25 protein-coding genes are annotated in these 23133 nt (G+C 71.0%); 14 read left to right on the top strand and 11 right to left on the bottom strand.

Translation table 11 applies throughout. The features are described 5' to 3' along the window. Positions 1–184 precede the first annotated feature (184 nt). Positions 185–703 carry an RICIN domain-containing protein gene (locus BJ998_RS08335; protein ID WP_184859993.1) on the top strand — a complete coding sequence of 173 codons (519 nt, stop codon included), beginning with the start codon at positions 185–187 and terminating at the stop codon, positions 701–703. 104 nt (positions 704–807) lie between these two features. Here the strand turns inward: BJ998_RS08335 and sucB are convergent, their stop codons facing one another. Both sucB and lpdA read right to left on the bottom strand, forming a co-directional pair. Continuing rightward, a complete protein-coding gene (sucB, locus tag BJ998_RS08330; RefSeq protein WP_184859992.1) occupies positions 808–2565 on the bottom strand; it encodes a 2-oxoglutarate dehydrogenase, E2 component, dihydrolipoamide succinyltransferase in 1758 nt (585 codons plus the stop codon). A 53-nt stretch (positions 2566–2618) separates the two neighbouring features. After that, entirely contained in the window at positions 2619–3989 is a 1371-nt protein-coding gene (gene lpdA, locus BJ998_RS08325) for a dihydrolipoyl dehydrogenase (protein ID WP_184859990.1), read from the bottom strand. 200 nt (positions 3990–4189) lie between these two features. Between lpdA and BJ998_RS08320 the strand changes: the two genes are divergently transcribed. Next, positions 4190–4528: an oxidoreductase gene (locus BJ998_RS08320; RefSeq protein ID WP_184859989.1), complete on the top strand. Its 339-nt coding sequence runs from the start codon at positions 4190–4192 to the stop codon at positions 4526–4528. Here BJ998_RS08320 and BJ998_RS08315 read toward each other — a convergent pair. Continuing rightward, positions 4513–4953 (bottom strand): OsmC family protein, encoded by a 441-nt coding sequence (locus BJ998_RS08315; protein WP_184859987.1) that lies wholly within the window; start codon positions 4951–4953, stop codon positions 4513–4515. The two genes, BJ998_RS08320 and BJ998_RS08315, sit on opposite strands and share 16 nt — an antisense overlap. Before the next feature lie 76 nt (positions 4954–5029). Between BJ998_RS08315 and BJ998_RS08310 the strand changes: the two genes are divergently transcribed. Next, positions 5030–5590 carry a GNAT family N-acetyltransferase gene (locus BJ998_RS08310; protein WP_184859985.1) on the top strand — a complete coding sequence of 187 codons (561 nt, stop codon included), beginning with the start codon at positions 5030–5032 and terminating at the stop codon, positions 5588–5590. Positions 5591–5667: 77 nt separating this feature from the next. Here the strand turns inward: BJ998_RS08310 and BJ998_RS08305 are convergent, their stop codons facing one another. Next, positions 5668–7161 carry a leucyl aminopeptidase gene (locus BJ998_RS08305; protein WP_184859983.1) on the bottom strand — a complete coding sequence of 498 codons (1494 nt, stop codon included), beginning with the start codon at positions 7159–7161 and terminating at the stop codon, positions 5668–5670. Positions 7162–7280: 119 nt separating this feature from the next. Between BJ998_RS08305 and BJ998_RS47235 the strand changes: the two genes are divergently transcribed. The 7 genes from BJ998_RS47235 (at position 7281) to BJ998_RS08275 (ending at position 13921) form a co-directional block, all read left to right on the top strand. After that, positions 7281–8492: an APC family permease gene (locus tag BJ998_RS47235; protein WP_246488550.1), complete on the top strand. Its 1212-nt coding sequence runs from the start codon at positions 7281–7283 to the stop codon at positions 8490–8492. Continuing rightward, positions 8489–9121, top strand: a complete 633-nt coding sequence (locus BJ998_RS08300) for a DUF402 domain-containing protein (protein WP_312889996.1) — start codon at positions 8489–8491, stop codon at positions 9119–9121. Before BJ998_RS47235 ends, BJ998_RS08300 begins: the two co-directional genes overlap by 4 nt. A 65-nt stretch (positions 9122–9186) precedes the next feature. After that, positions 9187–10284 (top strand): branched-chain amino acid aminotransferase, encoded by a 1098-nt coding sequence (locus tag BJ998_RS08295; RefSeq protein WP_184859979.1) that lies wholly within the window; start codon positions 9187–9189, stop codon positions 10282–10284. A gap of 243 nt (positions 10285–10527) precedes the next feature. Next, complete coding sequence (locus tag BJ998_RS48540) at positions 10528–11016, top strand: helix-turn-helix domain-containing protein (protein WP_184859977.1); 489 nt, start codon at positions 10528–10530, stop codon at positions 11014–11016. A 9-nt stretch (positions 11017–11025) separates the two neighbouring features. Further along, positions 11026–11583 carry a hypothetical protein gene (locus tag BJ998_RS08285; protein WP_184859975.1) on the top strand — a complete coding sequence of 186 codons (558 nt, stop codon included), beginning with the start codon at positions 11026–11028 and terminating at the stop codon, positions 11581–11583. Further along, entirely contained in the window at positions 11580–12761 is a 1182-nt protein-coding gene (locus BJ998_RS08280) for an MAB_1171c family putative transporter (RefSeq protein ID WP_184859973.1), read from the top strand. The genes BJ998_RS08285 and BJ998_RS08280 overlap by 4 nt, the downstream gene beginning before the upstream one ends. Beyond that, positions 12758–13921: a cytochrome P450 family protein gene (locus tag BJ998_RS08275; protein WP_312889995.1), complete on the top strand. Its 1164-nt coding sequence runs from the start codon at positions 12758–12760 to the stop codon at positions 13919–13921. The genes BJ998_RS08280 and BJ998_RS08275 overlap by 4 nt, the downstream gene beginning before the upstream one ends. Here the strand turns inward: BJ998_RS08275 and cobS are convergent. The 3 genes from cobS to cobU are packed head-to-tail and all read right to left on the bottom strand — an operon-like array spanning position 13918 to position 16247. Beyond that, positions 13918–14646: an adenosylcobinamide-GDP ribazoletransferase gene (cobS, locus tag BJ998_RS08270; protein WP_184859971.1), complete on the bottom strand. Its 729-nt coding sequence runs from the start codon at positions 14644–14646 to the stop codon at positions 13918–13920. The two genes, BJ998_RS08275 and cobS, sit on opposite strands and share 4 nt — an antisense overlap. Positions 14647–14648: 2 nt before the next feature. Beyond that, positions 14649–15719 carry a nicotinate-nucleotide--dimethylbenzimidazole phosphoribosyltransferase gene (cobT, locus tag BJ998_RS08265; RefSeq protein WP_312889994.1) on the bottom strand — a complete coding sequence of 357 codons (1071 nt, stop codon included), beginning with the start codon at positions 15717–15719 and terminating at the stop codon, positions 14649–14651. A 12-nt stretch (positions 15720–15731) separates the two neighbouring features. Next, positions 15732–16247 carry a bifunctional adenosylcobinamide kinase/adenosylcobinamide-phosphate guanylyltransferase gene (gene cobU / locus BJ998_RS08260; protein ID WP_184859967.1) on the bottom strand — a complete coding sequence of 172 codons (516 nt, stop codon included), beginning with the start codon at positions 16245–16247 and terminating at the stop codon, positions 15732–15734. Positions 16248–16270: 23 nt separating this feature from the next. Here cobU and BJ998_RS08255 point away from each other — a divergent pair, with 23 nt between their 5' ends. Continuing rightward, positions 16271–16465: a hypothetical protein gene (locus tag BJ998_RS08255; protein WP_184859965.1), complete on the top strand. Its 195-nt coding sequence runs from the start codon at positions 16271–16273 to the stop codon at positions 16463–16465. Positions 16466–16469: 4 nt separating this feature from the next. Here BJ998_RS08255 and BJ998_RS08250 read toward each other — a convergent pair whose 3' ends face one another. Beyond that, positions 16470–17456: an aldo/keto reductase family protein gene (locus BJ998_RS08250; protein ID WP_184859963.1), complete on the bottom strand. Its 987-nt coding sequence runs from the start codon at positions 17454–17456 to the stop codon at positions 16470–16472. Positions 17457–17512: 56 nt separating this feature from the next. Further along, on the bottom strand, positions 17513–18172 hold the full coding sequence (locus BJ998_RS08245; protein ID WP_184859962.1) for a DUF3043 domain-containing protein: 660 nt from the start codon (positions 18170–18172) through the stop codon (positions 17513–17515). Positions 18173–18214: 42 nt separating this feature from the next. On the opposite strand from BJ998_RS08245, the gene BJ998_RS08240 reads away from it, so the two are divergent. Further along, the gene (locus BJ998_RS08240) at positions 18215–19321 is read left to right on the top strand and encodes a glycerate kinase family protein (protein ID WP_184859960.1); all 1107 of its coding nucleotides are present in this window, start codon (positions 18215–18217) and stop codon (positions 19319–19321) included. 91 nt (positions 19322–19412) lie between these two features. Next, positions 19413–19787 (top strand): HesB/IscA family protein, encoded by a 375-nt coding sequence (locus tag BJ998_RS08235; protein ID WP_184859958.1) that lies wholly within the window; start codon positions 19413–19415, stop codon positions 19785–19787. 54 nt (positions 19788–19841) lie between these two features. On the opposite strand, the gene BJ998_RS08230 is transcribed toward BJ998_RS08235, so the two are convergent. Beyond that, positions 19842–20009: a hypothetical protein gene (locus tag BJ998_RS08230; protein ID WP_184859956.1), complete on the bottom strand. Its 168-nt coding sequence runs from the start codon at positions 20007–20009 to the stop codon at positions 19842–19844. A 162-nt stretch (positions 20010–20171) separates the two neighbouring features. Here BJ998_RS08230 and BJ998_RS08225 point away from each other — a divergent pair, with 162 nt between their 5' ends. After that, complete coding sequence (locus tag BJ998_RS08225; RefSeq protein ID WP_184868520.1) at positions 20172–21107, top strand: carbohydrate kinase family protein; 936 nt, start codon at positions 20172–20174, stop codon at positions 21105–21107. An 83-nt stretch (positions 21108–21190) separates the two neighbouring features. Here BJ998_RS08225 and asnB read toward each other — a convergent pair whose 3' ends face one another. Continuing rightward, a complete protein-coding gene (gene asnB, locus BJ998_RS08220) occupies positions 21191–23119 on the bottom strand; it encodes an asparagine synthase (glutamine-hydrolyzing) (protein WP_184859954.1) in 1929 nt (642 codons plus the stop codon). Between the last annotated feature and the right edge of the window lie 14 nt (positions 23120–23133).

Genomic DNA, 23133 nt, shown 5'->3' with positions numbered 1-23133 from the left:
GCCGGTCGGGATCATAATTCTTGTGCGCTCAAACAGGCTGGCCGTTTCCTGTCGTTGACGGGGTCGCGCCGGTTGAATTCCTTGCCCGTGTGTGGTCCGGGTGTGGTACTGCGGAAGGGAGCATTCCCGCTCTGTTTCGGTTGGGGTGATGACAACGAGTAGTCACTGCAGATTTGCCGCCATTGTGGCGCTGAGCATCGCGATGGTCGCCGGATTCACGTTCGGCTTGCGGTCGGCGCCGGCTCAGGCGGCGACGCCGGCGGCCGCCGACACCTACTACTACAGCCTGATCGCCCGACACAGTGGCAAGTGCCTCGACGTCTGGGACGGCAGCACGGACGATCACGCCCTCGTGCAGCAGTTCGGCTGCCACTACGGGAACAACCAGCAATTCGGGCTCGTCTATGTGACCGGGGACTACTACGCGCTGGTGGCTCGACACAGCGGCAAGTGCCTCGACATCCCGGGGGCCAGTCTGGACGATCACGTCATCGTGCAGCAGTACGGCTGCCACTACGGTGAAAACCAGCAGTTCAGGCTCGTTCGTATAGCCGGGAACTACTATTCGCTGGTTGCGCGAAACAGTGGTAAGTGCCTTGACGTCTGGGCCGGAAGCACGGATGATCACGCCCTCGTGCAGCAGTACGGCTGCCATTACGGCGACAACCAGCAATTCTACTTCAGGTACATGGGAGTGGGCTGAACGAGGTATAGCGGAAGTGAGCCGAAGGCGAGTGCGAAAGAGGGGGCCTGCCCCGCGCTGAACGCGAGGCAGGCCCCCTCACCGTCTCCCAGACGTGCGGCGACTCAGAGGCCGAGGTCGGCCTCGAAGGCGCCTTCCTCCAGGCGGTGCTTGATCGTCGTGAGGAAGCGGGCCGCGTCCGCGCCGTCCACCAGGCGGTGGTCGTAGGACAGGGCCAGGTACACCATGGACCGGATGGCGATGGTGTCGCCGCCGGCCTCGTCGGCCACCACGACCGGCCGCTTCACCACGGCGCCGGTGCCGAGCATGCCGACCTGCGGCTGGTTCAGGATCGGCGTGTCGAACAGGGCGCCGCGGCTGCCGGTGTTGGTCAGCGTGAAGGTGCCGCCCGACAGCTCGTCCGGCTTGATCTTGTTGTTGCGGGTCCGCTCGGCCAGGTCGGCGATCTTGCGGGCCAGGCCGGCGATGTTGAGGTCGCCGGCGTTGTGGATGACCGGCACCATCAGGCCGCGCGGCGAGTCCACCGCGATGCTCAGGTGCTCGGCGCCGTGGTAGGTCACCTCCATCGTCTGGTCGTTGATGGAGGCGTTGACCTGCGGGTGCTGCTTGAGCGCCTCGACGGCCGCCTTGGCGAAGAACGGCAGGAAGGACAGCTTCACGCCCTCCCGCGCCTCGAAGGCCCGCTTGGCGCGGTCCCGCAGCCGGGCGATCCGGGTGATGTCGACCTCGACCACGGTGGTGAGCTGCGCGGAGATCTGCAGCGACTCCACCATGCGCTTGGCGATGGTCTGCCGGATCCGGGTCATCTTCTGCGTGGTGCCACGCAGCGCCTGCGCCTCGGGCGACGGCGCGGCCGACACGGCGGCCGGCGCGGACGGAGCCGCAGCGGCCGGGGCGGGCGCGGCCGGCGCCGGGGCGGGGGCCTTCGCGGCATCCACGGCGGCCAGCACGTCCTGCTTGCGGATCCGGCCACCGACGCCGGTGCCCTTCAGCGTGTTCAGGTCGATGCCGTTCTCCGAGGCCAGCTTGCGCACCAGCGGCGTCACGTACGGCGAGCCGTTGGCGTCCTCCGAGGAGGACTGGGCCGGGGCCTGAGCGGCCGGCGCCGGGGCGGCCGGCGCGGGCTGAGCGGCCGGTGCCGGAGCGGCGGGAGCCGGGGTCGGCGCGGGAGCCGGAGCCTGCTGCTGGGCCGGGGCGGACTGCTGCGGGGCCGGCTGCTGCGGGGCCGGGGCCGGCTGGGCCGGGGCCGCCGAGGCGTCGCCGATGACGGCCAGCTTGCCGCCGACCTCGACGGTGGCGTCCTCGCCGGCGGCGATCTCCAGCAGCGTGCCGGCGACCGGCGACGGGATCTCGGTGTCGACCTTGTCGGTGGACACCTCCAGCAGCGGCTCGTCCACGTCCACGTGGTCGCCGACCTGCTTGAGCCAGCGGGTGACGGTGCCCTCGGTGACGCTCTCGCCGAGCGCCGGCATGGTCACCTCGGTGCCCTGCGCGGGACCCGAGGACTGCGCCGGAGCCGGCGCGGACGGGGCCGGAGCGGCGGCGGGCGCCTCCTGCTCCTCGGCGACCGGGGCCGGGGCGCTGGCCGGCTCGGGCTCGGCCGGCGGGGTGGCCGGCGCGTCGGCGCCGTCCCCGATGACGGCGAGCTCGGCGCCGACCTCGACGGTCTCGTCCTCCTTGACGACGATGCGCTGCAGCACACCGGCGGCCGGCGACGGGATCTCGGTGTCGACCTTGTCGGTGGAGACCTCCAGCAAGGGCTCGTCGACGTCGACCCGCTCACCCTCCTGCTTGAGCCAGCGGGTGACGGTGCCCTCCGTGACACTCTCGCCGAGTGCCGGCATCTGGACGGAGAAGGCCATGGGTTAGTGACTCCTCGTGCTCGTTGCTCGCGTGGCTGACTTGGTGCCGACGGTCAGCCGTGCACGTGCAGCGGCTTGCCGGCCAGGGCGAGGAACGCCTCGCCGAGGGCTTCTGTCTGGGTGGGGTGCGCGTGGATCAGCGGGGCCACGTCCTCGGGGAACGCCTCCCAGTTGTAGACCAGCTGGGCCTCGCCGATCAGCTCGCCGACGCGCTCGCCGACGAGGGTGATGCCGACGACCGGGCCGTCGGGGGCCTTGACCAGCTTCACGCCGCCGCTGGTCTTGAGGATCTGGCTCTTGCCGTTGCCGGCCAGGCTGTAGACGTAGGTGGTGGCGGAGCCGTACTTCTCCTTGGCCGCGGCCTCGGTCAGGCCGACCGAGGCGACCTCGGGGTTGCAGTACGTCACGCGCGGGATGCCGGCCTCGTCGATGACCCGCGGGTTCTGGCCGGCGATGTCCTCGGCGACGAAGATGCCCTGCTGGAAGCCGCGGTGCGCGAGCTGCAGGCCGGGCACGATGTCGCCGACGGCGTACACGCCGGGCAGGTTGGTGCGCAGCCGCTCGTCGGTGATGACGAAGCCGCGCTCCATCCGGACGCCGGCCTCCTCGTAACCGTGGCCGGCGGTGTTGGGGCCGCGGCCGACGGCGACCAGCAGCAGGTCGGCCTCCAGCACGTCGCCGTTCTCCAGGCTGACCGAGACGCCGGAGTCGTTCTGGCTGGCGCCGGTGAACTTCACGCCCGTCTTGAACTTGATGCCGCGCTTGCGGAAGGCGCGTTCCAGCTGCTTGGAGGCCCACTCGTCCTCGGCCGGCACCAGCCGCGGCAGCGCCTCGACGATGGTCACGTCGGCGCCGAAGGAGCTCCACACGCTGGCGAACTCGACGCCGATGACGCCGCCGCCGAGCACGACGACCTTCTCCGGGATCCAGTCCAGGTTGAGGGCCTGGTCGCTGGTGATGATCCGGCCGTTGATCTCCAGGCCGGGCAGGCTGCGGGCGTAGGACCCGGTGGCCAGCACCACGTTCTTGCCGGTGTAGCGGTTGCCGTCGACGACGACCGTGTTGGGCCCCTGGAAGGTGCCCGCGCCCTCGACGAGGGTGACCTTGTTGGCCTTCACCAGGCCCTGCAGGCCCTTGTACAGACCGGCGATCACGCCGTCCTTGTACGAGTTCACGCCCGGCATGTCGATGCCCTCGAGCGAGCTCTTCACGCCGAACTTGTCGCCCTCGCGGGCCGCGTCGGCGACCTCCGCCGCGTGCAGCAGCGCCTTGGTCGGGATGCAGCCGCGGTGCAGGCAGGTGCCCCCCAGCTTGTCCTTCTCGACCAGGATGACGGACAGGCCGAGCTCGGCCGCGCGGAAGGCGCAGGCGTAGCCGCCCGAGCCGCCGCCCAGGATCACAAGGTCGGCGGAGGTGTCGGTCACGGGATCTCCTCGACTGGCAACAGTGGCAATTCGTGGTCTGCGGGTCGCTCGCGCGTGTACGCGCGCGTCAACTGTGGCCATCTTGTCACTTCGCGGTCGCGGCTGCCCTGACCGGGGGAGGGATCGAGGGGGTTTCACACTCTTCGTCCGTCGGTCCTGGCACGATTGACTCAGGACGTGCGACAGGGGAGGAGGCGCCGGTGGGCTTGTTCGATCGTTTTCGCAGGGCCGGGCGTCCAGGTGTGACCCGGGGTTCGACCTCGCACGACACCTCCCACCTCGAGGCATGGGCGGCGTCGCACCGGGGTGTCGAGGCGTTCGTGGAGCCGCGGACCACGGTGACGGAGACCACTGTGGTGTTGGTCGCTCACGACGGCGAATGGACCCGCCGGCGCATCGACGGCGAGCAGGGCGCGTTCCGGCTCGGCCGCAAGCTGGGCATCCCCGTGTACGAGGTCAGCAAGGTCGGCTACCCGAAGCGGATGCGCGAGTACACCGCCCGCCAGCGCGCGCAGTCGCGCCGTCAGTCCACCGACTGAACCTGCACCGGGAAGTTGACCGAGTTGGCGATGAAGCACAGGTGATGGGCCTTCTCGTGCAGCTCCGGCAGCTTTTCGTGGCCACTGTGGACGGTCACTTCGGGTCGTAGCGTCACGCCGCTGAACCGGCCGCCGCCGTCGGCGTCCTCGACCATCGTGCCGACCGCGCGGTCCCGGTAGGACGTCACGACGAGGCCCGCGTCGGTGGCCAGGTGCAGGAACCACAGCATGTGGCACTGCGACAGCGAGGCCACCAGCAGTTCCTCCGGGTTGTAGCGGTCCCGGTCGCCGCGGAAGGCCGGGTCGGACGATCCGGGGATCACCGGCTTGCCCTCGACCGCGACCTCGTGCGCCCGTGAGTAGTCCCGGTAGCCCGTCGTAGCCCCGCTCCAGGTGACTTCCACCTCGTACCCGTGCTTTCGCATACGTCTTGTATACACGCAACCGGGCCTCGCCGGCGGCGTCCTCGGGACAGATCACCGTCCAGCCTGGGGGAAAACCATGAGCGGGTTGCCGACGCTGTCCGCCGTCCGGATCGCCGCCGACCGGGTCGTGCTGCGCGAGTCCCGTGAGTCCGATCGGGACCGGCTCATCGAGCTCCGGACCGACCCGGAGGTCGGCGCCCACATCGGCGGTCCGAACCCGCGGGAGGCCGTCGAGCGGCGCATCGACGAGATCGGCATGGCCGGCCTGACCGACGCTCCGGGCGTCTTCGTCATCGCCGACAGGGCCACCGACGCCTTCATCGGAACGGTGCAGCTCACCGCGGTCGACGCCGACCAGCCCGGCCACCTCGCCGACAACACCGAGGAACTCGAACTGGGTTACCTGCTGCACCGTGACGCCTGGGGCGCCGGACTGGCCTTCGAGGCCGCCACCGCCGTCCTGCGCGCCGCCGCGGCCGAGCTCCCCGACCAGCCCGTCATCCTGCGCACCCAGACCGCCAACACACGCTCGCAGCGCCTCGCCGCCCGCCTGGGCTTCCAGCCGGTCAGGACCTTCGAGTGGTTCGACGCCGAGCAGACCCTGTTCGCCGCCGACCTGCACTCCTTCAAGGCCTGAACGCTCGGAACGGACCATTCCTCAACTCCGAGTTGAGGAATGGTCCGTTCCGAGCGGTGGGGGCGTGACTTCTCGGGTCAGCCGTTGGCGGCGATGTCGGCGAGCACGGCGGCGATGGTGCGGACCGGCACGCCGGTGCCGCCCTTGGTGGTGTAGCCGTGCGCGCCACCGGAGTTGTACGCCGGGCCGGCCACGTCGATGTGCGCCCACGGCAGGTCGGCCGGCACGAACTCGCGCAGGAACAGCGCGGCCGCCAGCATGCCGCCGAACCGGTGGCCGGTGACGTTGGCCAGGTCCGCCAGCCGGGAGTCCAGGTCGGACCGCAGCTCCTCGGGCATCGGCATGGCCCAACTGCTCTCGCCGACGGCGTTGGCCAGCTCGGTGACCCGGTCCCGGAACTCGTCGGTGCCCATCACGCCCGAGGTGCGCTTGCCCAGCGCCACCAGCTGCGCGCCGGTCAGCGTGGCGGTGTCGATCAGGTAGTCGGGGTTGTCCTCGCAGGCCCGCACGATCGCGTCGGCCAGGATCAGCCGGCCCTCGGCGTCGGTGTTGAGCACCTCGACCGTCTTGCCGCCGTACATCGTCAGCACGTCACCGGGACGGTAGGCGTCGCCGGAGGGCATGTTCTCCGCCATCGGCACCGTCGCCACGACCTCCAGCGGGTACTTCAGCTTGGCCGCGAGCATGACGGTGGCCACCACGGCGGCCGCGCCGCCCATGTCGGAGGTCATCTCGTCCATGCCGGCCGCCGGCTTGATCGAGATGCCGCCGGTGTCGAAGGTGATGCCCTTGCCGACCAGCGCGATCTTCTTGCGCGCCTTCGGGCCCTTGTAGGACAGGCGGACCAGGCGCGGCTGCCGGGTGGAACCGCCGCCGACGCCGAGGATGCCGCCGTAGCCGCCCTTGCGCAGCGCCTTCTCGTCCAGCACCTCGACCTCGACGCCGTTGGCCTCGGCCAGCTCGACCGCCCGCGCCGCGAAGCTGGCCGGGAACAGGTCGTTCGGCGGCGTGTTCACCAGGTCACGGGTGATGGCCACGCACTCGGCGATGGCGGCGTGCGCCTTGAGGGCGGCCTTGTGCTCCTTGGCCGTGCCGTCGGCGGGGCTGGCGAACTCCACCTTGGACAGGCCGGCGTCGCTCGACTCCGACTTGTACTGCGTGAAGGTGTAGCCGCCCAGCAGCGTGCCCTCGACGGCCGCGCCGAGGTCCACAGCGGACAGCGTGCTGGCCGCCTTCTTCGCCTTGCCCAGCGCCCGCGCCGAGGCGCCGGCCGCGCGGCGCACCTGCTCCGTGCTCACGCCGTGGTCGCCCGGCTTGCCCAGGCCGGCCGCGATCAGCAGCGGCGCCGCCAGCTTGCCGCCGGTCGGGACCTTCACGACCTCCTCGGCCTTGCCGGTCGCGCCGAGCACCCCGAGCAGCGCCGGCAGCCCGCCGTCGAACGCCGCCGCGACGGCGTCCGCGCCGGGCGCCAGCTCCAGGCCGTCGGGCCCCTGGACGGTGCCGATGACGACAACGTCCACGGCCAGAGCGACCAGGTCGCTGTCGGTCAGTGCTAGCTTCGGCGCGGTCACTTTTGGCTCCTCGACTCCTGCTGCGGTGAAGATTTGAAAAGCGATGCTAACTACCGCACCGCGAGCGTCATTCGACAGGTGGCTGCCGATCACGCCGCGCATCTGGGAAGGTGGGGAGTGTGACGCGCACGTTGCGCCGGCAGCTTCCGGCGGCCGACACGGTGCTGCTCGGTGTCGGCGGCATGCTCGGCGCCGGCGTGTTCGCGGCCTTCAGCCCCGCATCGGCCATCGCCGGCACGTATGCGCTGGTCGGGATCGTGCTCGCGGCCCTGCTCGCGGCGTGCAGCGCCTTCTCCACCGCGGACCAGGCCCGGGCGTTTCCCGGCGACGGGGCCGGTTACCGGTACACATCGCAGCTGCTCGGGGCGTGGCCCGGCCGGATGGCCGGCAGCGCCTCCATCGCCGGGCGGCTCGCCGCCGCGGCCGCCATCGCCGGCACGTTCGGCGCGTACGTCACGCCGTCGCGGCCGCTGTTCGGGGCGCTGGGTGTGATCGCCGTCTCCGTGGCGTTGGACGTCGTCGGTTTTCGGCTCAACCACAAGCTGAACCGGGCGGTCGTGGCCATTGTGGTCGTGACGCTGGCGCTGGTCGTCGCCACCTGCTTCGCCGTGCCACCGCCCCCCATCACCAACGCGCCCGACGCCGACCAGCCGCTCGGGCTGCTGACCTCGGCCGGCATCCTGGTCTTCGCGTTCCTCGGCTTCGAGCGGATCACCGCCCCGGGGCTGGACGAGCCGAGCTTCACCGCCCGCCGGCTGCACCTGGCGATCCCGGTGTCGCTGGTGATCGTGCTCGGCGTCTACCTCGCCGTCGGCTCGGCCGTGTTCCGCCAGCTCGGCCCGACCCGCCTCGCGCTGTCGCCGACCCCGCTGCTGGACGCCGTGATCTCCGCCGACGGCCAGTGGATCGTGCCGTTGGTCTCGGGCGGCGCCGCCGTCGCGACGGTCGCCGCGCTGCTGGCGGTGCTGTCGGGGGCGCGTCGCACCGTGACGGCGGTGGCCAAGGCCGGCGACCTGCCCGCGGGCCTCGGCGTTGACCGGGTGGCGGCCTGGGCCGGCGGCACTGTGGTGGCCGTCCTGGCGGTGGCGCTGCCACCGTCCACGGCGATCGGCTTCGCCGCCTGCGCGATGCTGGCGTACTACGCCTTCACCAACGCGTCGGCGCGGATTCTGCTCAAGGAGGACCGCACATGGCCGATGCGGACCGCCTGTTTCGGGCTGGGACTGTCCGTCCTGTACGGAATGACGATGCCACCCTTCCTCCTCGCGGCGACGATCGCGGTCGTTCTGCTCGGTTCGGGGGCCATGTCTCTGTACCGTCGACCGGTGTGACGAACGTATCGGCGATCTGGGCCCCGGGCTCCACCGCGCTGCTGCGATTCCGCCGTCTCGACGGCACTCTCGGCCAGGTCCATCCGCTCAGCGTGCTGTCCGACGACGGCCGGGCGCTGGTCGGCTGGCTGCCCGCGGGCACACCGATCGTCGGCACCCGGTTGGTCGGCGGCAAGGATCCCCGCGACGTTCCCATGGAGCAGCGGTTCACGCTGGAGCGGGAGCGGTTCCCGCACGTCTGGCACACCTCGGCCAACCTGCGGCTGGTCGAGGAGGACCGCTGGTCGAGCACCTGGTGGTTCTTCAGCCGGGACTGGGAGTTCCAGGGCTGGTACGTGAACCTGGAGATCCCGATGGGCCGCACGGCGTCCACAGTGGACCGGGTGGACGGCGCGCTGGACGTGGCCATCGCCCCGGACCGCAGCTGGGCCTGGAAGGACGAGGACGAGGCCGCCGAGTGCGTGCGGGTCGGGCGGCTGTCGGCCGAGCAGCTGCGGCGGCTGCGCGAGGAGGGGGAGCGGGTGATCGCGCTGGCCGAGGCCGGCCGCTTCCCGTTCGACGGCACGTGGACCGACTTCCGGCCGGACCCCGAGTGGCCTGCGCCTACGCTTCCGGCCGGCGACTACTGATGGTTGGACGTCCGATCTTTGGGACTGCGATTTTCTGACCGGCGAGTAGGCGTTAGCCTTCTCACATGACGCCAGGCACCCACTTCAGCCATGTCCCGCACCCGTCACCGGCGACCCCGGAGCGGGTAGCGGACGTACTGGCTTCGCCGGGCTTCGGACAGCACTTCACCGACCACATGGTGACGATTCGCTGGAACACGGAGCAGGGCTGGCACGACGCGACCGTGCGGCCCTACCAGTCGCTGGAGCTCGATCCGGCGGCGATGGTGCTGCACTACGGGCAGGCGATCTTCGAGGGACTGAAGGCGTACCGCCAGCCGGACGGCTCGCTGAAGTCGTTCCGGCCGGAGGCCAACGCCGAGCGGTTCCGCTCCTCGGCGCGCCGGCTGGCCATGCCCGAACTGCCGGACGACCTGTTCCTGGGGTCGATCCGCGAGCTGCTGGCCGTGGACGGGCGCTGGGTGCCCGAGCAGGCCGAGGAGTCGCTCTACCTGCGGCCCTTCATGATCTCCACGGAGAAGGGCCTCGGCGTGCGGCCGGCCAAGGAGTACGTGTACGTGCTCATCGCCTCGCCCGCGGGCTCCTACTTCAGCGGCGGCCTCAAGCCGGTCAGCGTGTGGCTGTGCACCGAGTTCGTGCGGGCCGCCCCGGGCGGCACCGGCGCGGCCAAGTGCGCCGGCAACTACGCGGCCTCGCTGCAGGCCCAGGCCCAGGCGGCCGAGCAGGGCTGCGACCAGGTCGTGTGGCTGGACGCCATGGAGCGGCACTGGGTCGAGGAGATGGGCGGCATGAACCTGTTCTTCGTGTTCGGCTCCGGGGCCGACGCGAAGGTGGTCACGCCGGAGCTGTCCGGCTCGCTGCTGCCCGGCATCACCCGCGACTCCATCCTGCGGGTGGCGTCCGACCTCGGCTACAGCGTCGAGGAGCGGCGCGTGTCCACCGAGGAGTGGGAGAAGAAGGTCGGCACGGGCGAGCTGACCGAGGTCTTCGCCTGCGGCACGGCCGCCGTGATCACGCCCGTCGGCCGGGTCAAGCACGCCGACGGCGAGTTCCTCATCAACGGCGGCGACGCCGGCGAGGTGACGATGCGGTTGCGCGACACGCTGACCGGCATCCAGCGCGGCGGCGAGGACCGGCACGGCTGGATGCACACCTTCGCCTGACCCGATTCCGTGTGATGCCCGTGAGATCCGTCCGGATCTCACGGGCATCTTCTTCCCCGGAGGAGTGTCCGGCCGGCGGCTGCCCGGCGGTCCCCTCGGCCGTCGGGCGACGCGCGTGCCGGACACGCTCGGTCACCGTCGTCGACGATAGAGAGATCGGCCGGGTGATTGCAATACTCTGCAAGCCATGTGCATTATATTGCACGTCGCGGTGTGGTGATCCCGACTGACTGGGGAGTACGGGTGGCCAGTGACAACCACCGTGCCGGGTCCGGCGCGGAGGACATAGACGACCGGCTGAATCTCACCCGATCGGCCGTGGGCGAGCGGCTGCGCTACATCCGGGAGCACCATCCCGAGGGACCGCTGACCCGGGCCGAGCTCGCCGAGCGGTCCGGCGTGTCCATGCGCACCATCGCCGCGCTCGAATCCGCCGAGGGCGCGAACGTCCAGGTGGACACGCTGGTCAAGCTCACCCACAGCCTCGGCATCCGGCGCGTGGCCTACCTGCTGGACGGAGACGTCTTCGCGCAGGTCAACCAGGAGCTGGCGCTGTCGCGTCAGCTGCGCGAGGCCAAGGACGCGGGCGTGGAGGCCGTGCTGCTGCGCAACTCCACCGGCATCTCCGACGACGCCGCCAGCACCCTGAACAACCTGCTCGACGCCATCGTCGGCGCGGCGCGGCAGGCCAAGGGCCGGCTGCAGGGCGACGCCCCGGACGCGGGGAGGTGAGCCGGGGTGATGGTGGCTCGCTGGAGCCGCGGCCGAGCGTCCGGCTCGCTGCGCAAACGCTGCACCGCCGAGCTGGCGCAGCTGGACCTGCGCCCCGGCGCGGAGATCCAGGCCGTCATCGACCAGGTCGGTGACCGCCGGGGGCGGCCGGTCCGGCTGGTGCCGTTCGACCTGCCCGTCGCCGCCCCCGAGGGCTTCCTCATCGCCACCGGCGACGAGGACTTCATCGTGTTCGAGCGCCGCGCCGTGCCGCTCTACCAGCGGCAGATCGTGCTGCACGAGGTCGCGCACCTGCTGTTCCAGCACGAGACCGAGACCGTGCTGGCCGAGGACGCGATCGCGATGATGATGCCGTCGCTGGACCCGGGCCTGGTCAAGCGGGTGCTCGGCCGGGAGCACACCAACAGCGTCGCCGAACAGGAGGCGGAACTGCTCGCCTCGATGATGGGACAGCGGATCAGCCCCTGGAGCCCGGACCGCTCGTGGGACGTGGTGCCGGAGGACCGGGAGCTGGTCGAACGCCTCGTGCGCGCGCTGGGCCGCGCCGATCACCCTGGGACGAGATGAACGCCTACCTCTATCCGGCGTGCGCGATCCTGGTCGGCATCGTCACGCTGGTGAAGCTGCCGACGCTGTGGACCCGCCGGACCCCGGTGCACGTCGCGCTGTGGCTGGTCTTCGCGCTGACGACGGTGCTGTTCACGGTCTCCTCGCCGACGGTGTGGCCGCGGGTCAGCGCCGCGATCGGCATCACCAACATCTCCGGGCTGATCACGCAGGGCCTGGTGATCGTGCTGGCCGCCATCCAGCAGGTGCTGGTTCTGCTGTGGGTGCACGACAGCGAGACCGCGTGGCGCAAGCTCCGGCCGCGGCTGCTGCTGTTCGCTCTTGTCCTGGTCGCCATGGCGGTGCTGTTCTTCGTCAGCATGGCCAACGGGGAGAACCCCAACGACTTCGCGCTGGCCAAGGCCGGGCAGTTCCCGTACTACCTGACGGTTTACGTGGTCTCGTTCTGCGTGGCGCAGGCCAGCACGTTCAAGATCTGCCTGCAGTGCGCGCGGAGAGTCGCCGACACCTGGCTGCGCCGGGGCCTGCTGCTCACCGGGGCCGGCTGCGGCGCCGACTTCGTCTACTCGGCCGGCCGGATCGGCGACATCGTGGCCGCGTTGTTCGGATCCTCCGGTGTCGCCTGGGAACCAGTGGTGCAGATCGCCGCCGTGACGAGCGCGGTCCTGCGCCCCATCGCCTGGACGATTCCGTCGTGGGGGCATCATCTGACCAACGCCTCCGCCTGGGTCGGGCGGGTGTTCGCCCTGCGGCTGCTGGCGCCCCTGCACGCCCGAATCGTCGCCGTGGTGCCGGAAGTGCGGCTGCCGCTGGAGGCCGGGACGCCCGTGGACACCCGGCTGTACCGGATGCTCATCGAGATCCGGGACGGTCAGCGGGCGTTGCAGCCGTGGATGAGTGCGGCCGTTGGCGAGGACGTCTCGTCGCGGTGTCGCGCGGCCGGGATCGGCGACGCCGCCGCCGTGATCGAGGCCGCGCAGCTGCGGGTGGCGGTCGAGGCCGCCGAAGCCGGTGCGCCCAAACGGGATTCCGCCGTCGGCACGGTCGCCGAGCCCTCCGATCTGGCCGGCGAGCTCGCCCACCAGAAGGCGGTCGCCCGGGCGTTCCGCCGCTCACCTATAGTCGACGCCGTGGCTCGGGACGAACGGATCCGTTCCGCGGAAAGGGAAATCGCGTGAGCGACCAGCTGCCGATGCCGTTCGACGCCTCGTACTACGCCGATCCGTACGCCTTCCACGCTTCCCTGCGGGAAGCCGGCCCCGTGCACCACTTCATGACCCCCGACGGCTCGCCCGCGTGGATCGTGCCCCGCGCCGCCGACGTCGCCCGGTTGTTCGGCGATCCCCGGCTTTCCTTGAACAAGGCCAATTCCCGCACCGGTTACGCCGGCTTCTCGCTGCCGCCCGAGCTCGACGCCAACATGATGAACATGGACGGCGACGACCACCAACGCCTGCGCCGCATCGTCTCCCGGTCCTTCACCGCGCGGCGGGTCGAGCAGATGGCCGACGGCATCCGCGCCGTGGCCTCGGATCTCGCCGACCGGCTCGCCGGGCCGACCGTCGACCTCGTCGCCGAGTACGCGGCCCCTTTGCCGCTCACCGTCATCGGCGACCTCATCGGTGTTCCCCTGGAGGACCGGGCCCGGTTCGCCGCCTGGACCGCCGCCATGTTCGCGCCGGCGCATCCCCGTGACGCCGCCGACGGCATCGCCAGCATGCAGAAGTTCCTGCTCGACCTGGTCGCCGCTCGGCGTGACGACCCGGGCGACGACCTGCTGTCCGCCATCATCTCGGCCCGTGACGACGACGAGCGGATGAGCGAGAACGAGCTCGTCTCGCTGGCGTTCCTGCTGCTGCTCGCCGGCGTGGAGAACGTCGCCCACGTCATCGCTTCCGGCGTCCTGACCTTGCTGGAGAACCCGGCACTCGACCGCGACCGGATCACCGACTTCGTCGAGGAACTGCTCCGGCTGGCCGTTCCCGCCCACTTCGCCATCCGCCGGTTCCCCTTGGCGGACATCGACGTCGACGGCGTCACCATCCCCGCCGGCGACACCGTGCTGCTCGGCATGGCCTCCGCCAACCGCGACCCGTCCCGGTTCCCCGAGCCCGACCGTCTCGACCCCGCCCGCCCCGACCGCCAGCACTTCACCTTCGGCCACGGCGTGCACTACTGCCTCGGCGCCCCCCTGGCCCGACTGGAGATCCGCATCGCCCTGGAGACGCTGTTCGCCCGGTTCCCCGACCTCCGCCTCGCCGTGCCGGCGGCCGAGCTGCCATGGCGGGCCTCTTTCCGTTCTCATGCCCTGAAGGCCCTGCCGGTGCTCCTCGGCTAGAAGGCACACACCACGAGGACGACGGTGGCGGCCAGTTCGCTGGCGGCGCCGAGGACGTCCCCGGTGATGCCGCCGAAGCGTTTGCGCACGTGCCGGAGCAGGAGCAGCACGAGGGCCGTGGCGAGGGCAACGCCGATGGGGCCCAGCCAGGGCTTGTCGGGGACGGCGAGGAAACCGGCGGCCAGGGCGAGAGCCGTCCACAAGACAGGGACGGCCAGCGGCTGGCTGCCGGACACCAAGGCCCCCAGGCCTTCCGGGCGGGCGGCGGGGACGGAGCGCAGGCAGCACCACGTGAACGCGACCCGGCTGGCCACCACCGCCAGCAGCACCGCCGGCCACGGCTCCGCACCGAAGCAGACGGCCTGAATCCCCAGCCCGACAACAAGAACCACGACGGCGAAAGGACCGGCGCCGCCGGACTTCATGATCTCCAGGGCGCGGGCGGGCGGGCCGTAGCAGCCGAGACCGTCGGCGGTGTCGGCGAGGCCGTCGAGGTGCATGCCACGGGTGAGCAGGGCCAGCACGGCAACGACGAGCAGCCCGGCCAGCAGCGGGGGAGCGCCCAGAGTCACAACGCCCCACGACACCAGAGCGGCGAGAAGTCCCAGCAGCAGGCCGACAAGCGGGGCCAAGGAGATGGCACGGGCGGCGACTCGCCGGTCGACGGACGGTGCGGGCACAGGCAGCACCGTCAGCCACGACAAGGCGAGTCGCAGCCCGTCCACGGTTACGACGGCGTGCTCGCGGTGTCCTCGGAACGCTCGGAAACCCCGGCGTCGCCGAAGGTGGCCATGTCGGTGAGGATCCGGGCGGCCATGGTGATCAGCGGCAGCGCGGCGGCGGCGCCGGAGCCCTCGCCCAGACGCATGCCGAGGTCGATGATGGGGGTCAACCCCAGGTGCCCCAGGACAAAGCCGTGGGCGGGTTCGACGGAGCGGTGGCCGGCGACCCACCAGTGCCGGGCCCCGGGGGCGAGGTCCTCGGCGACCATGGCGGCAGCGCCGACGACGAGGCCGTCGAGCAGCACGGGGGTGCGCCTGATGGCGGCCTGCGCAAGGAAACCCGCCATGGCGGCGATGTCGGCGCCGCCGACGGTACGCAACAGGGCCAGCGGGTCGCCGGTGACCTTGCGGGCCCGGCGAAGCGCGTCCCGGATGGCGGCGGTCTTGCGCATCCACGCGCTGTCGTCGATGCCCGTGCCCCGGCCGACGACGGCCACGGGCTCCTCGCCGGTCAGGGCGGCCACGATCACGGCGGACGGGGTCGTGTTGCCGATGCCCATGTCGCCGGCGATCAACAGGTCCGCCCCGCCGTCGACCTCCTCGTCGGCGATGGCCATGCCGGCGGCGACGGCCCGGCGGACCTCGTCGTCGGTCAGGGCGTCCTCACGGTCGATGGAACCGGACGACCGCCGCACCTTGTGCCGGCTGACCTGCTCGGGGGTGTCGGCGTCGACGGCCATGTCGACGACCCGCACGGTCGCGCCGGCCACCCCGGCCAGCACGTTGATCGCGGCCCCGCCGGTCATGAAGTTGGCCACCATCTGCCCGGTGACCTCGGTCGGGTACGCGGACACGCCGCTGCGGGCGACGCCGTGGTCACCGGCGAACACCACCACCCGGGCCCGGGTGAACGGCCGCGGCGGGCACTTGCCCTGACACGAGGCGATCCACACACCGAGCTCCTCCAGCCGCCCCAGCGAGCCGGCGGGCTTGGTCAGCCGCTCGTGCCGGGCGGCCGCCTCCCGCCGCGCGGCCGGGTCCGGCGGATCGACGGCGGGGAACTCGATGCTCGTCACCACAAGGTCCTTTCACCTCAACCGGAGTGGCAGGCCGGCGACGAGCAGCAGCACCTCGTCGCACACCTGCGCCAGCCTCGCGTTCAGCGAGCCCAGTTCGTCGCGGAACAGCCTGCCAGAGCGGGTCGCGGGCACGACGCCCAACCCGACCTCGGCCGACACCAGCACAAGCGGGCCCTCGCGTCGAGCGACGGCGGCGACGAGTTCGTCACACCGGGCCCTGGCTTCGGAAACGGTCCCTTCCCAGGCGCCGGTGTCGTCGAGCACCCCGGTCAGCCACGTCGCCAGGTCGTCGACGAGCACCGTTCCGGGAACGGAATCCAGCACGGCCGGCAGGTCCGTCGTCTCGACGGTGGACCAGGTCGGCGGGCGGCGGGCGACGTGCGCGGCGATCCGGGCCTGCCACTCGGCATCGGCCGGATCGCGCCGCGCGGTCGCCACGTAGGTGACGGAGCCGGCAGCGAGCCCCTCGGCGTGGGCCGACTTGCCCGAGCGGGCGCCGCCGAGCACCAGTGTCCGTGACGTCACGGGCCGGACGTTACCGTCTGCGCATGGCGTTGCGATGGCACTACCAGGACGACGACGGCGTCGACGTGACCGGCCCGGACGTCACCTTCGACGACCAGGCCGCCGCCGAGGACTGGCTCAGCGCCACCTGGACCGACCTCGCGGAGATCGACATCACCCAGGTCACGCTCCTCGACGGCGGCGAGGTCGTGTACGGGCCCATGAGTTTGAAGCCCTGATCCCTTACGGCACGTGCGTCAGCATCGGGTCGGTGCGGACGTGGCCCTCGAGGACCTTGTCGATCCGGTCCAGGATCTCCGCGTCCAGCTTCACGCCGGAGGCCTTGACGTTCTCCGCCACCTGCTCGGGCCGGCTGGCGCCGATGATCGCCGAGGCGACGTTGGCGTTCTGCAGCACCCACGCGACCGACAGCTGGGCCAGCGTCAGGTCGACCTCGGCGGCGATCGGCTTGAGCTGCTGCACCTTCTCCAGCACCTCGTCCAGCAGCCAGCGGGCGATGAAGTTCTTGCCGCTGGCGTCGGTGGCCCGCGAGCCCTCCGGCACCGGCTGGCCGGGCAGGTACTTGCCGGTGAGCACGCCCTGCGCGATCGGCGAGAACACGATCTGGGAGATGCCCTCCCGCTCGCTGGTCGGCACGATCTGCGACTCGATCACCCGGTGCAGCATGTTGTACTGCGGCTGGTTGGAGATGAACGGCACCTGCAGCTCACGGGCGACGGCGGCGCCGCGGGTGATCTGGTCGGCGGTCCACTCGGAGACGCCGATGTAGAGGGCCTTGCCCTGGCGGACGATGTCGGCGAAGGCCAGCATCGTCTCCTCCAGCGGCACGGTCCGGTCGAACCGGTGCGCCTGGTACACGTCGACGTAGTCGGTGCCGAGCCGCCTGAGCGAGCCGTTGATCGACTCCAGGATGTGCTTGCGGCCCAGGCCGCGGTCGTTGGGGCCGCCGGGGCCGGTCGGCCAGTAGACCTTGGTGAGGATCTCCAGGCTCTCCCGGCGCTGGCCCTTGAGCGCCTCGCCGAGCACCGACTCGGCCTTGGTGTTGGCGTAGACGTCCGCGGTGTCGAACGTCGTGATGCCGGCGTCCAGCGCGGCGTGCACGCAGCGGATCGCCTGCTCCTGCTCGATCTGGGAGCCGTGGGTGACCCAGTTGCCGTATGAGATCTCACTGACCGACAGGCCACTGCGGCCTAGGCGACGAAACTCCATGTCCCGAAGCCTAGACCCAGTTAGTTAGAACAGCTAATTACCGGACGCGGATCACGTCAGGCTTCGACGGTCTCCCCGGGACGCACCCGGGGCCGCGGCACCCGCAGCTTGCGGACCTGGCTGGCCCGGGTGAACGTGTACCAGATGATGCTGGCGGTGCCGATGCTCTCCTTGGGGAACTTGGTCCGCGCCAGCCGGGTGGCCAACCGGCCCAGCATGATCGCCTCGACCACCATGGCCAGCAGGAACACCAGGCAGGCCAGCATGACGTACTCCTGCACCGGCAGCGTCGGCACCGTGAGCTGCAGGAAGTACGAGGCGAGCACCAGGATCGCCATCGGCATGAACAGGCCCATCAGGTTGCGCCGGGAGTCGATCACGTCCCGCACGAACGCCTTGACCGGACCGCGGTCCTTGGGCATGAGGTAGCGCTCGTCGCCGGCCATCATGCGCTCGCGCCGCTCGCGCTGCTCCGAGGAGCGCTCCTCGCGCGTCATCTTGGGGCGCAGCTCGCGGCTGCGCTTCATCGCCTCACGCTGGGTGCGGGGCGGCGGCGGAACGGGACCGCGGCGGCGGCCCTCGGCCTCGCGGCGCTTCGGCGTGGGACGGCCCTTGCCCGAGGTGTGCGCCTTCGCCTCCGCGCCGGAATCGACGTCCACCGCCCCGGTCTCGGCGGAAGCGGCGTCATCGGCTGAATTGCGGCGCAAGAACCTCACGTCACCAGGGTAAGCCAGGCCACCAGAGGTAGTTTCAGCGCCATGCGCGTACTCGTCGCACCCGACTGCTTCGGCGGCACGCTCACCGCACTCGAGGCCGCAGAGGCCATTGCCGCCGGCTGGCGGCGCTCGGCGCCGTCCGACGAACTCCTGTTGCGCCCGCTGGCCGACGGCGGCCCGGGCTTCGTCGAGGTGCTGCACGGCGCCCTCGGTGGCGACCTGCACGAGGCCCGGGTGACCGGTCCGCTCGGGCAGGCCGTGACCGCCCAGTGGCTGGCGCACGACAGCACCGCGTACATCGAGTCGGCGCAAGCGTGCGGCCTGCACCTGACCGGCCGCCGCGACCCGGAGACGTCCACCACGTACGGCGTCGGCGAGCTGATCGCCGCCGCCCGCGCGGCCGGCATGCACACGGCCGTCGTCGGGCTCGGCGGCTCCGGCACCACGGACGGCGGCGCGGGCATGCTGCACGCACTCGGCGGCCACGTGACCGATGACACAGGAAGCCCGATCGGGCCCGGCGGGACGGCGCTGAAGCGGGCCGCCGAGGTGGTGCTGCCGGAGGTCGGGATCAACCTGGTCGCCGCCTCCGACGTGGAGAATCCCCTGCTCGGCCGGCACGGTGCGGCACGCACGTTCGGCCCGCAGAAGGGGGCCGACGACGCCGCCGTCGAACGGCTGGAGGCCGGGCTCGAAAGGTGGGCCGAGGTGCTCGAAAACGCCGGCCAGGACGTCCGGGACCGGTCGGGCGCCGGTGCCGCCGGCGGTCTCGGGGCCGGGCTGCTGGCCCTCGGCGCCGCGTTCACCTCCGGATCGGCCCTGGTCAGGACGTTGACGCGGCTCGACGAGGCGCTGGACCAGGCCCGGCTGGCGATCACCGGCGAGGGCAGCTTCGACTGGCAGTCGCTGCGCGGGAAGCTGATCACCGCCGTCGCCGCGGGCGCCGCCGAGCGGGGCGTTCCCTGCCTGGTGCTGGCTGGTCAGGTCAGCGTCGGCCGGCGCGAGGCGGGGGCGGTGGGCGTCGAGCAGTCGTACGCGGTGGCCGAGCACGCCGGCTCGGTGGCCGCGGCGATGGCCGACCCGGCCGGCACGCTGGCCGCGCTCGCGGCGGACGTCGCCGGGCAGTGGTCGCAAGCAAATGCCCGTTGAGCTGTGTCACCATGGGGGAGAGGAATGAACGCCGACCCGTTCTGCGTTGGACGTCGTAGGACAGAACTACGCAGGACGTCGAGGGAGAGCCATGACCGTCCAGGACACCGCCTCGCAGGGCGCGCAGACCGAGGAGCAGACGCACGGCGTCGAGCTCACCGACGCGGCCGCCAGCAAGGCCAAGGCGCTGCTCGACCAGGAGGGGCGCGATGACATGCACCTGCGCATCGCCGTCCAGCCCGGTGGCTGTGCGGGTCTGCGCTACCAGCTGTTCTTCGACGAGCGCAGCCTCGACGGCGACCTGCTCCGTGACTTCAACGGCCTCAAGGTGGCCGTGGACCGGATGAGCGCGCCGTACCTCGAGGGCGCCACGATCGACTTCGTGGACACCATCGAGAAGCAGGGTTTCACCATCGACAACCCGAACGCGGGCGGCTCGTGCGCCTGCGGCGACTCGTTCCACTGATCGAGGCATGACGCAGTGAAGGGCCGTCCCGGCTGGGACGGCCCTTCTGCTGTGTCAGTAGTCGTCGAGGCCGCTGACCTGGGCGGCGCACGCCTCGTCCACGCGCCACGGCGCGGCCTGGCGTGGGGCGGGCAGCGGACGCACCCGCTGCCGGAGCGCGCCCGGGATGTCGGCGCAGTCGTCGATCAGTTGGTCCAGTGAAACGGGCTCTGGGGCGGTCACGACGTTGACCGTAGTTCCAGGGCTACACCACCGGTATCCGTTACCAATCGGTAGTCTTTCGAACTCGGACCATGTCCACCCGACCGGGTGGCCCACCAGTGAAGATCGGGGAGAGACACAGTGCCCGTCGCTGTCATCGGCAGTATCGCCGCCGACCACCTCATGCACTTTCCGGGCCGGTTCACCGAGCAGCTGGTGGCCGAGCGGCTGGACCGCGTGTCGCTGAGCTTCCTCGTCGACGACCTGGTGGTGCGCCGGGGCGGGGTCGGCGCGAACATCGCCTTCGGCATGGGCGTGCTGGGCCAGCGGCCGATCCTGGGCGGCGCCGTCGGCAAGGACTTCGACGACTACCGGGCCTGGCTGGAGCGGCACGGCGTCGACTGCCAGTCGGTGTACGTGTCCGACCTCAAGCACACCGCCCGGTTCATGTGCACCACCGACGACGACATGAACCAGATCGCCTCGTTCTACACCGGCGCGATGGCCGAGACCGGCATGGTCGAGATCGGCGCCATCGCCGACCGCACCGGCGGCCTGGACCTGGTGCTGCTCAGCCCCACCGACCCGGACGCGATGATCCAGCACGCCGACGAGTGCCGGCAGCGGGGCCTGGCCTTCGGCGTCGACCCGTCGCAGCAGCTGGCCCGGATGGACGGCGACCAGGTGCGCCGGTTCGTGGTCGGGGCGAAGTACCTGTTCAGCAACGACTACGAGTGGGAGCTGGTGCTGCGCAAGACCGGCTGGTCCGAGGCCGAGATCCTGGAGAAGGTGGAGATGCGCGTCACCACCCTCGGGGAGAAGGGCGTGGAGATCGTCGGCCGCGAGGTCGGCTCGCTGCAGGTGCCGGCCGTGCCCGAGCTGGCCAAGGTCGACCCCACCGGCGTCGGCGACGGCTTCCGCGCCGGCTTCCTGGCCGCCGTGTCCAGCGGCCTCGGCCTGGAGCGCGCCGCCCAGCTCGGCGCCCTCGTCGCCGTGCACGTGCTGGAGGTCAACGGCCCGCAGGAGTGGACCTTCGACCGGGAGACGGCCCTGGGCCGGCTCAGCGACGCCTTCGGCCCCGAGGCCGCCACCGAGGTCGCCGCGATCCTCCCCGCCTGAATCGGCCCCCTGATGCTTGGAAGGGACCTTTCCTGACGTCCAACGTCAGGAAAGGTCCCTTCACAACATCACGGGCTTGACGGTCAGAGGCGGACCGGGTACTGGGGCTCGGGGATGACCGGCTTGATCCGGCCCTCGGTGAAGATGCCGTGCCAGATCATGAACATCAGCAGCGCCCAGATGCGACGGCTGTGGTCCATGCCGCCGGTCCGGTGCTCCTCGATCATCGCCAGCACCGCCTGCTTGTCGATCAGGTGGTCGGTCTGCGACTGGCGCACGATGTCCAGCGCCCAGGGGTGCATCTCCTCACGCAGCCAGTGCCGGATCGGCACCGGGAAGCCCAGCTTGCGCCGGTTGATCACGTGCGCGGGGATGATGTCGGCGATGGCCCGCCGCAGCGCGTACTTGGTGGTCTCGCGGGTGATCTTCTGCTCCAGCGGCACCTGCGAGGCGATCTTGAACACCTCGTGGTCCAGGAACGGGACCCGCAGCTCCAGCGAATTGGCCATGGTCATCTTGTCGGCCTTGACCAGGATGTCGCCGCGCAGCCAGGTGAACAGGTCCACGTGCTGCATCCGGCTCACCGGGTCCCAGTCCACCGACTCGCGGTAGGGCTTGGCGGTGGCGTCGGCGTGCGACACCGACGAGCTGAAGGTCCGCAGCACGGACCGCAGCTGGTCGTCACGGAAGATGCGCGCGTTGCCGTAGTAGCGCTGCTCCAGCGTCAGCGCGCCGCGGCGCAGCAGGTCCTTGCCGCGCACGCCCTCGGGGATACGGGTGGAGACCCGGCCCATGGCCTTGCGCAGCGCGCCCGGCACCTTCTCGAACGGCGCCAGCGACAGCGGCTCGCGGTAGATCGTGTACCCGCCGAACAGCTCGTCCGCGCCCTCGCCGGACAGCACGACCTTGACGTGCTGGCGGGCCTCGCGGGCGATGAACCACAGCGGCACCAGGGCCGGGTCGGCCACCGGGTCGTCCAGGTACCAGACGATCAGCGGCACGGCCTCCATCATCTCGGCCGCCGACACGGTCCGGACCACGTGCTTCACGCCGATCGCCGCGGCCGACTCGGCGGCCACGTCCACCTCGGAGAAGCCGGCCCGCTCGAAGCCGGTGGTGAAGGCGATCAGGTCCGGGTTGTGCTCCTTGGCCAGGGCCGCGATCACGGTGGAGTCGATGCCGCCGGACAGGAACGAGCCGACCGTCACGTCCGCCCGCATGTGCTTGGCCACGGAGTCGCGCAGCGCGTCGGCGATGTCGGCGTAGAGCTTGGTGGCGTCGGCCGGGCCGTGCATCACGCGCGGACGGAACTTCGGCGTGAAGTAGCGCTCGGTGACGATCTCGCCGCCGGGGGCGAAGGTGAACGAGGTGCCGGACTCGATCCGCCGGATGTGCGTGTTGAGCGACTCCGGCTCGGGCACGTACTGCAGGATCAGGTAGTGCTGCAGGGCCCGGCGGTCCAGCTTGGGCTCGATGCCCAGCGTGTCGGCCAGGTTGAGCAGGCTCTTCTTCTCGCTGGACATCGCGATGCCGCCGGGGCCGGCGGCGTAGTACAGCGGCTTGATGCCGAACGGGTCGCGGGCGCCGAAGATGATCCTCTTCTCGCTGTCCCAGATCATGAACGCGAACATGCCGCGCAGCCGGGACACCGCCGCCTGGCCCCAGTAGTGGTACGCGGCGACGATCACCTCGCTGTCACCGTCGGTGTGGAACTGGGCGCCGAACCGCTCGATCAGCTCCGCCCGCAGCTCGATGTAGTTGTAGATCTCGCCGTTGAAGGCCAGCGCGTACCGGTTCTCCTGCCCGGGCGGGCCCCACAGCAGCGGCTGGTGGGAGTGCTCCAGGTCGATGATGGCCAGCCGGTTGAAGCCGAACACGACCTCGCCGCCCTGCCAGGTGGCGCCCTCGTCGGGGCCGCGGTGCCGCTGGCAGGGCAGGGCCCCGGCGACCGCCGGACGCGCGGCGACGGCCGCGTTCTCAGTGGGACAGATCAGTCCAAGAAGACCGCACACGTCCTAACCGCACC

The sequence above is a fragment of the Kutzneria kofuensis genome, from assembly GCF_014203355.1.
In the GTDB taxonomy this organism is placed as follows: domain Bacteria; phylum Actinomycetota; class Actinomycetes; order Mycobacteriales; family Pseudonocardiaceae; genus Kutzneria; species Kutzneria kofuensis.
The sequence above is the reverse complement of the archived record's forward strand: the minus strand, read 5'-3'. Positions and strand labels throughout refer to the sequence as shown.

Bases quoted from the DNA above. Each gene is read 5' to 3' on its own strand.
- sucB (WP_184859992.1), bottom strand. From the start codon at position 2,565: ATGGCCTTCTCCGTCCAGATGCCGGCACTCGGCGAGAGTGTCACGGAG.
- BJ998_RS08315 (WP_184859987.1), bottom strand. From the start codon at position 4,953: ATGCGAAAGCACGGGTACGAGGTGGAAGTCACCTGGAGCGGGGCTACG.
- BJ998_RS08310 (WP_184859985.1), top strand. From the start codon at position 5,030: ATGAGCGGGTTGCCGACGCTGTCCGCCGTCCGGATCGCCGCCGACCGG.
- BJ998_RS08295 (WP_184859979.1), top strand. From the start codon at position 9,187: ATGACGCCAGGCACCCACTTCAGCCATGTCCCGCACCCGTCACCGGCG.
- BJ998_RS08285 (WP_184859975.1), top strand. From the start codon at position 11,026: ATGGTGGCTCGCTGGAGCCGCGGCCGAGCGTCCGGCTCGCTGCGCAAA.
- BJ998_RS08280 (WP_184859973.1), top strand. From the start codon at position 11,580: ATGAACGCCTACCTCTATCCGGCGTGCGCGATCCTGGTCGGCATCGTC.
- BJ998_RS08255 (WP_184859965.1), top strand. From the start codon at position 16,271: ATGGCGTTGCGATGGCACTACCAGGACGACGACGGCGTCGACGTGACC.
- BJ998_RS08250 (WP_184859963.1), bottom strand. From the start codon at position 17,456: ATGGAGTTTCGTCGCCTAGGCCGCAGTGGCCTGTCGGTCAGTGAGATC.
- BJ998_RS08240 (WP_184859960.1), top strand. From the start codon at position 18,215: ATGCGCGTACTCGTCGCACCCGACTGCTTCGGCGGCACGCTCACCGCA.
- BJ998_RS08235 (WP_184859958.1), top strand. From the start codon at position 19,413: ATGACCGTCCAGGACACCGCCTCGCAGGGCGCGCAGACCGAGGAGCAG.
- BJ998_RS08225 (WP_184868520.1), top strand. From the start codon at position 20,172: ATGCACTTTCCGGGCCGGTTCACCGAGCAGCTGGTGGCCGAGCGGCTG.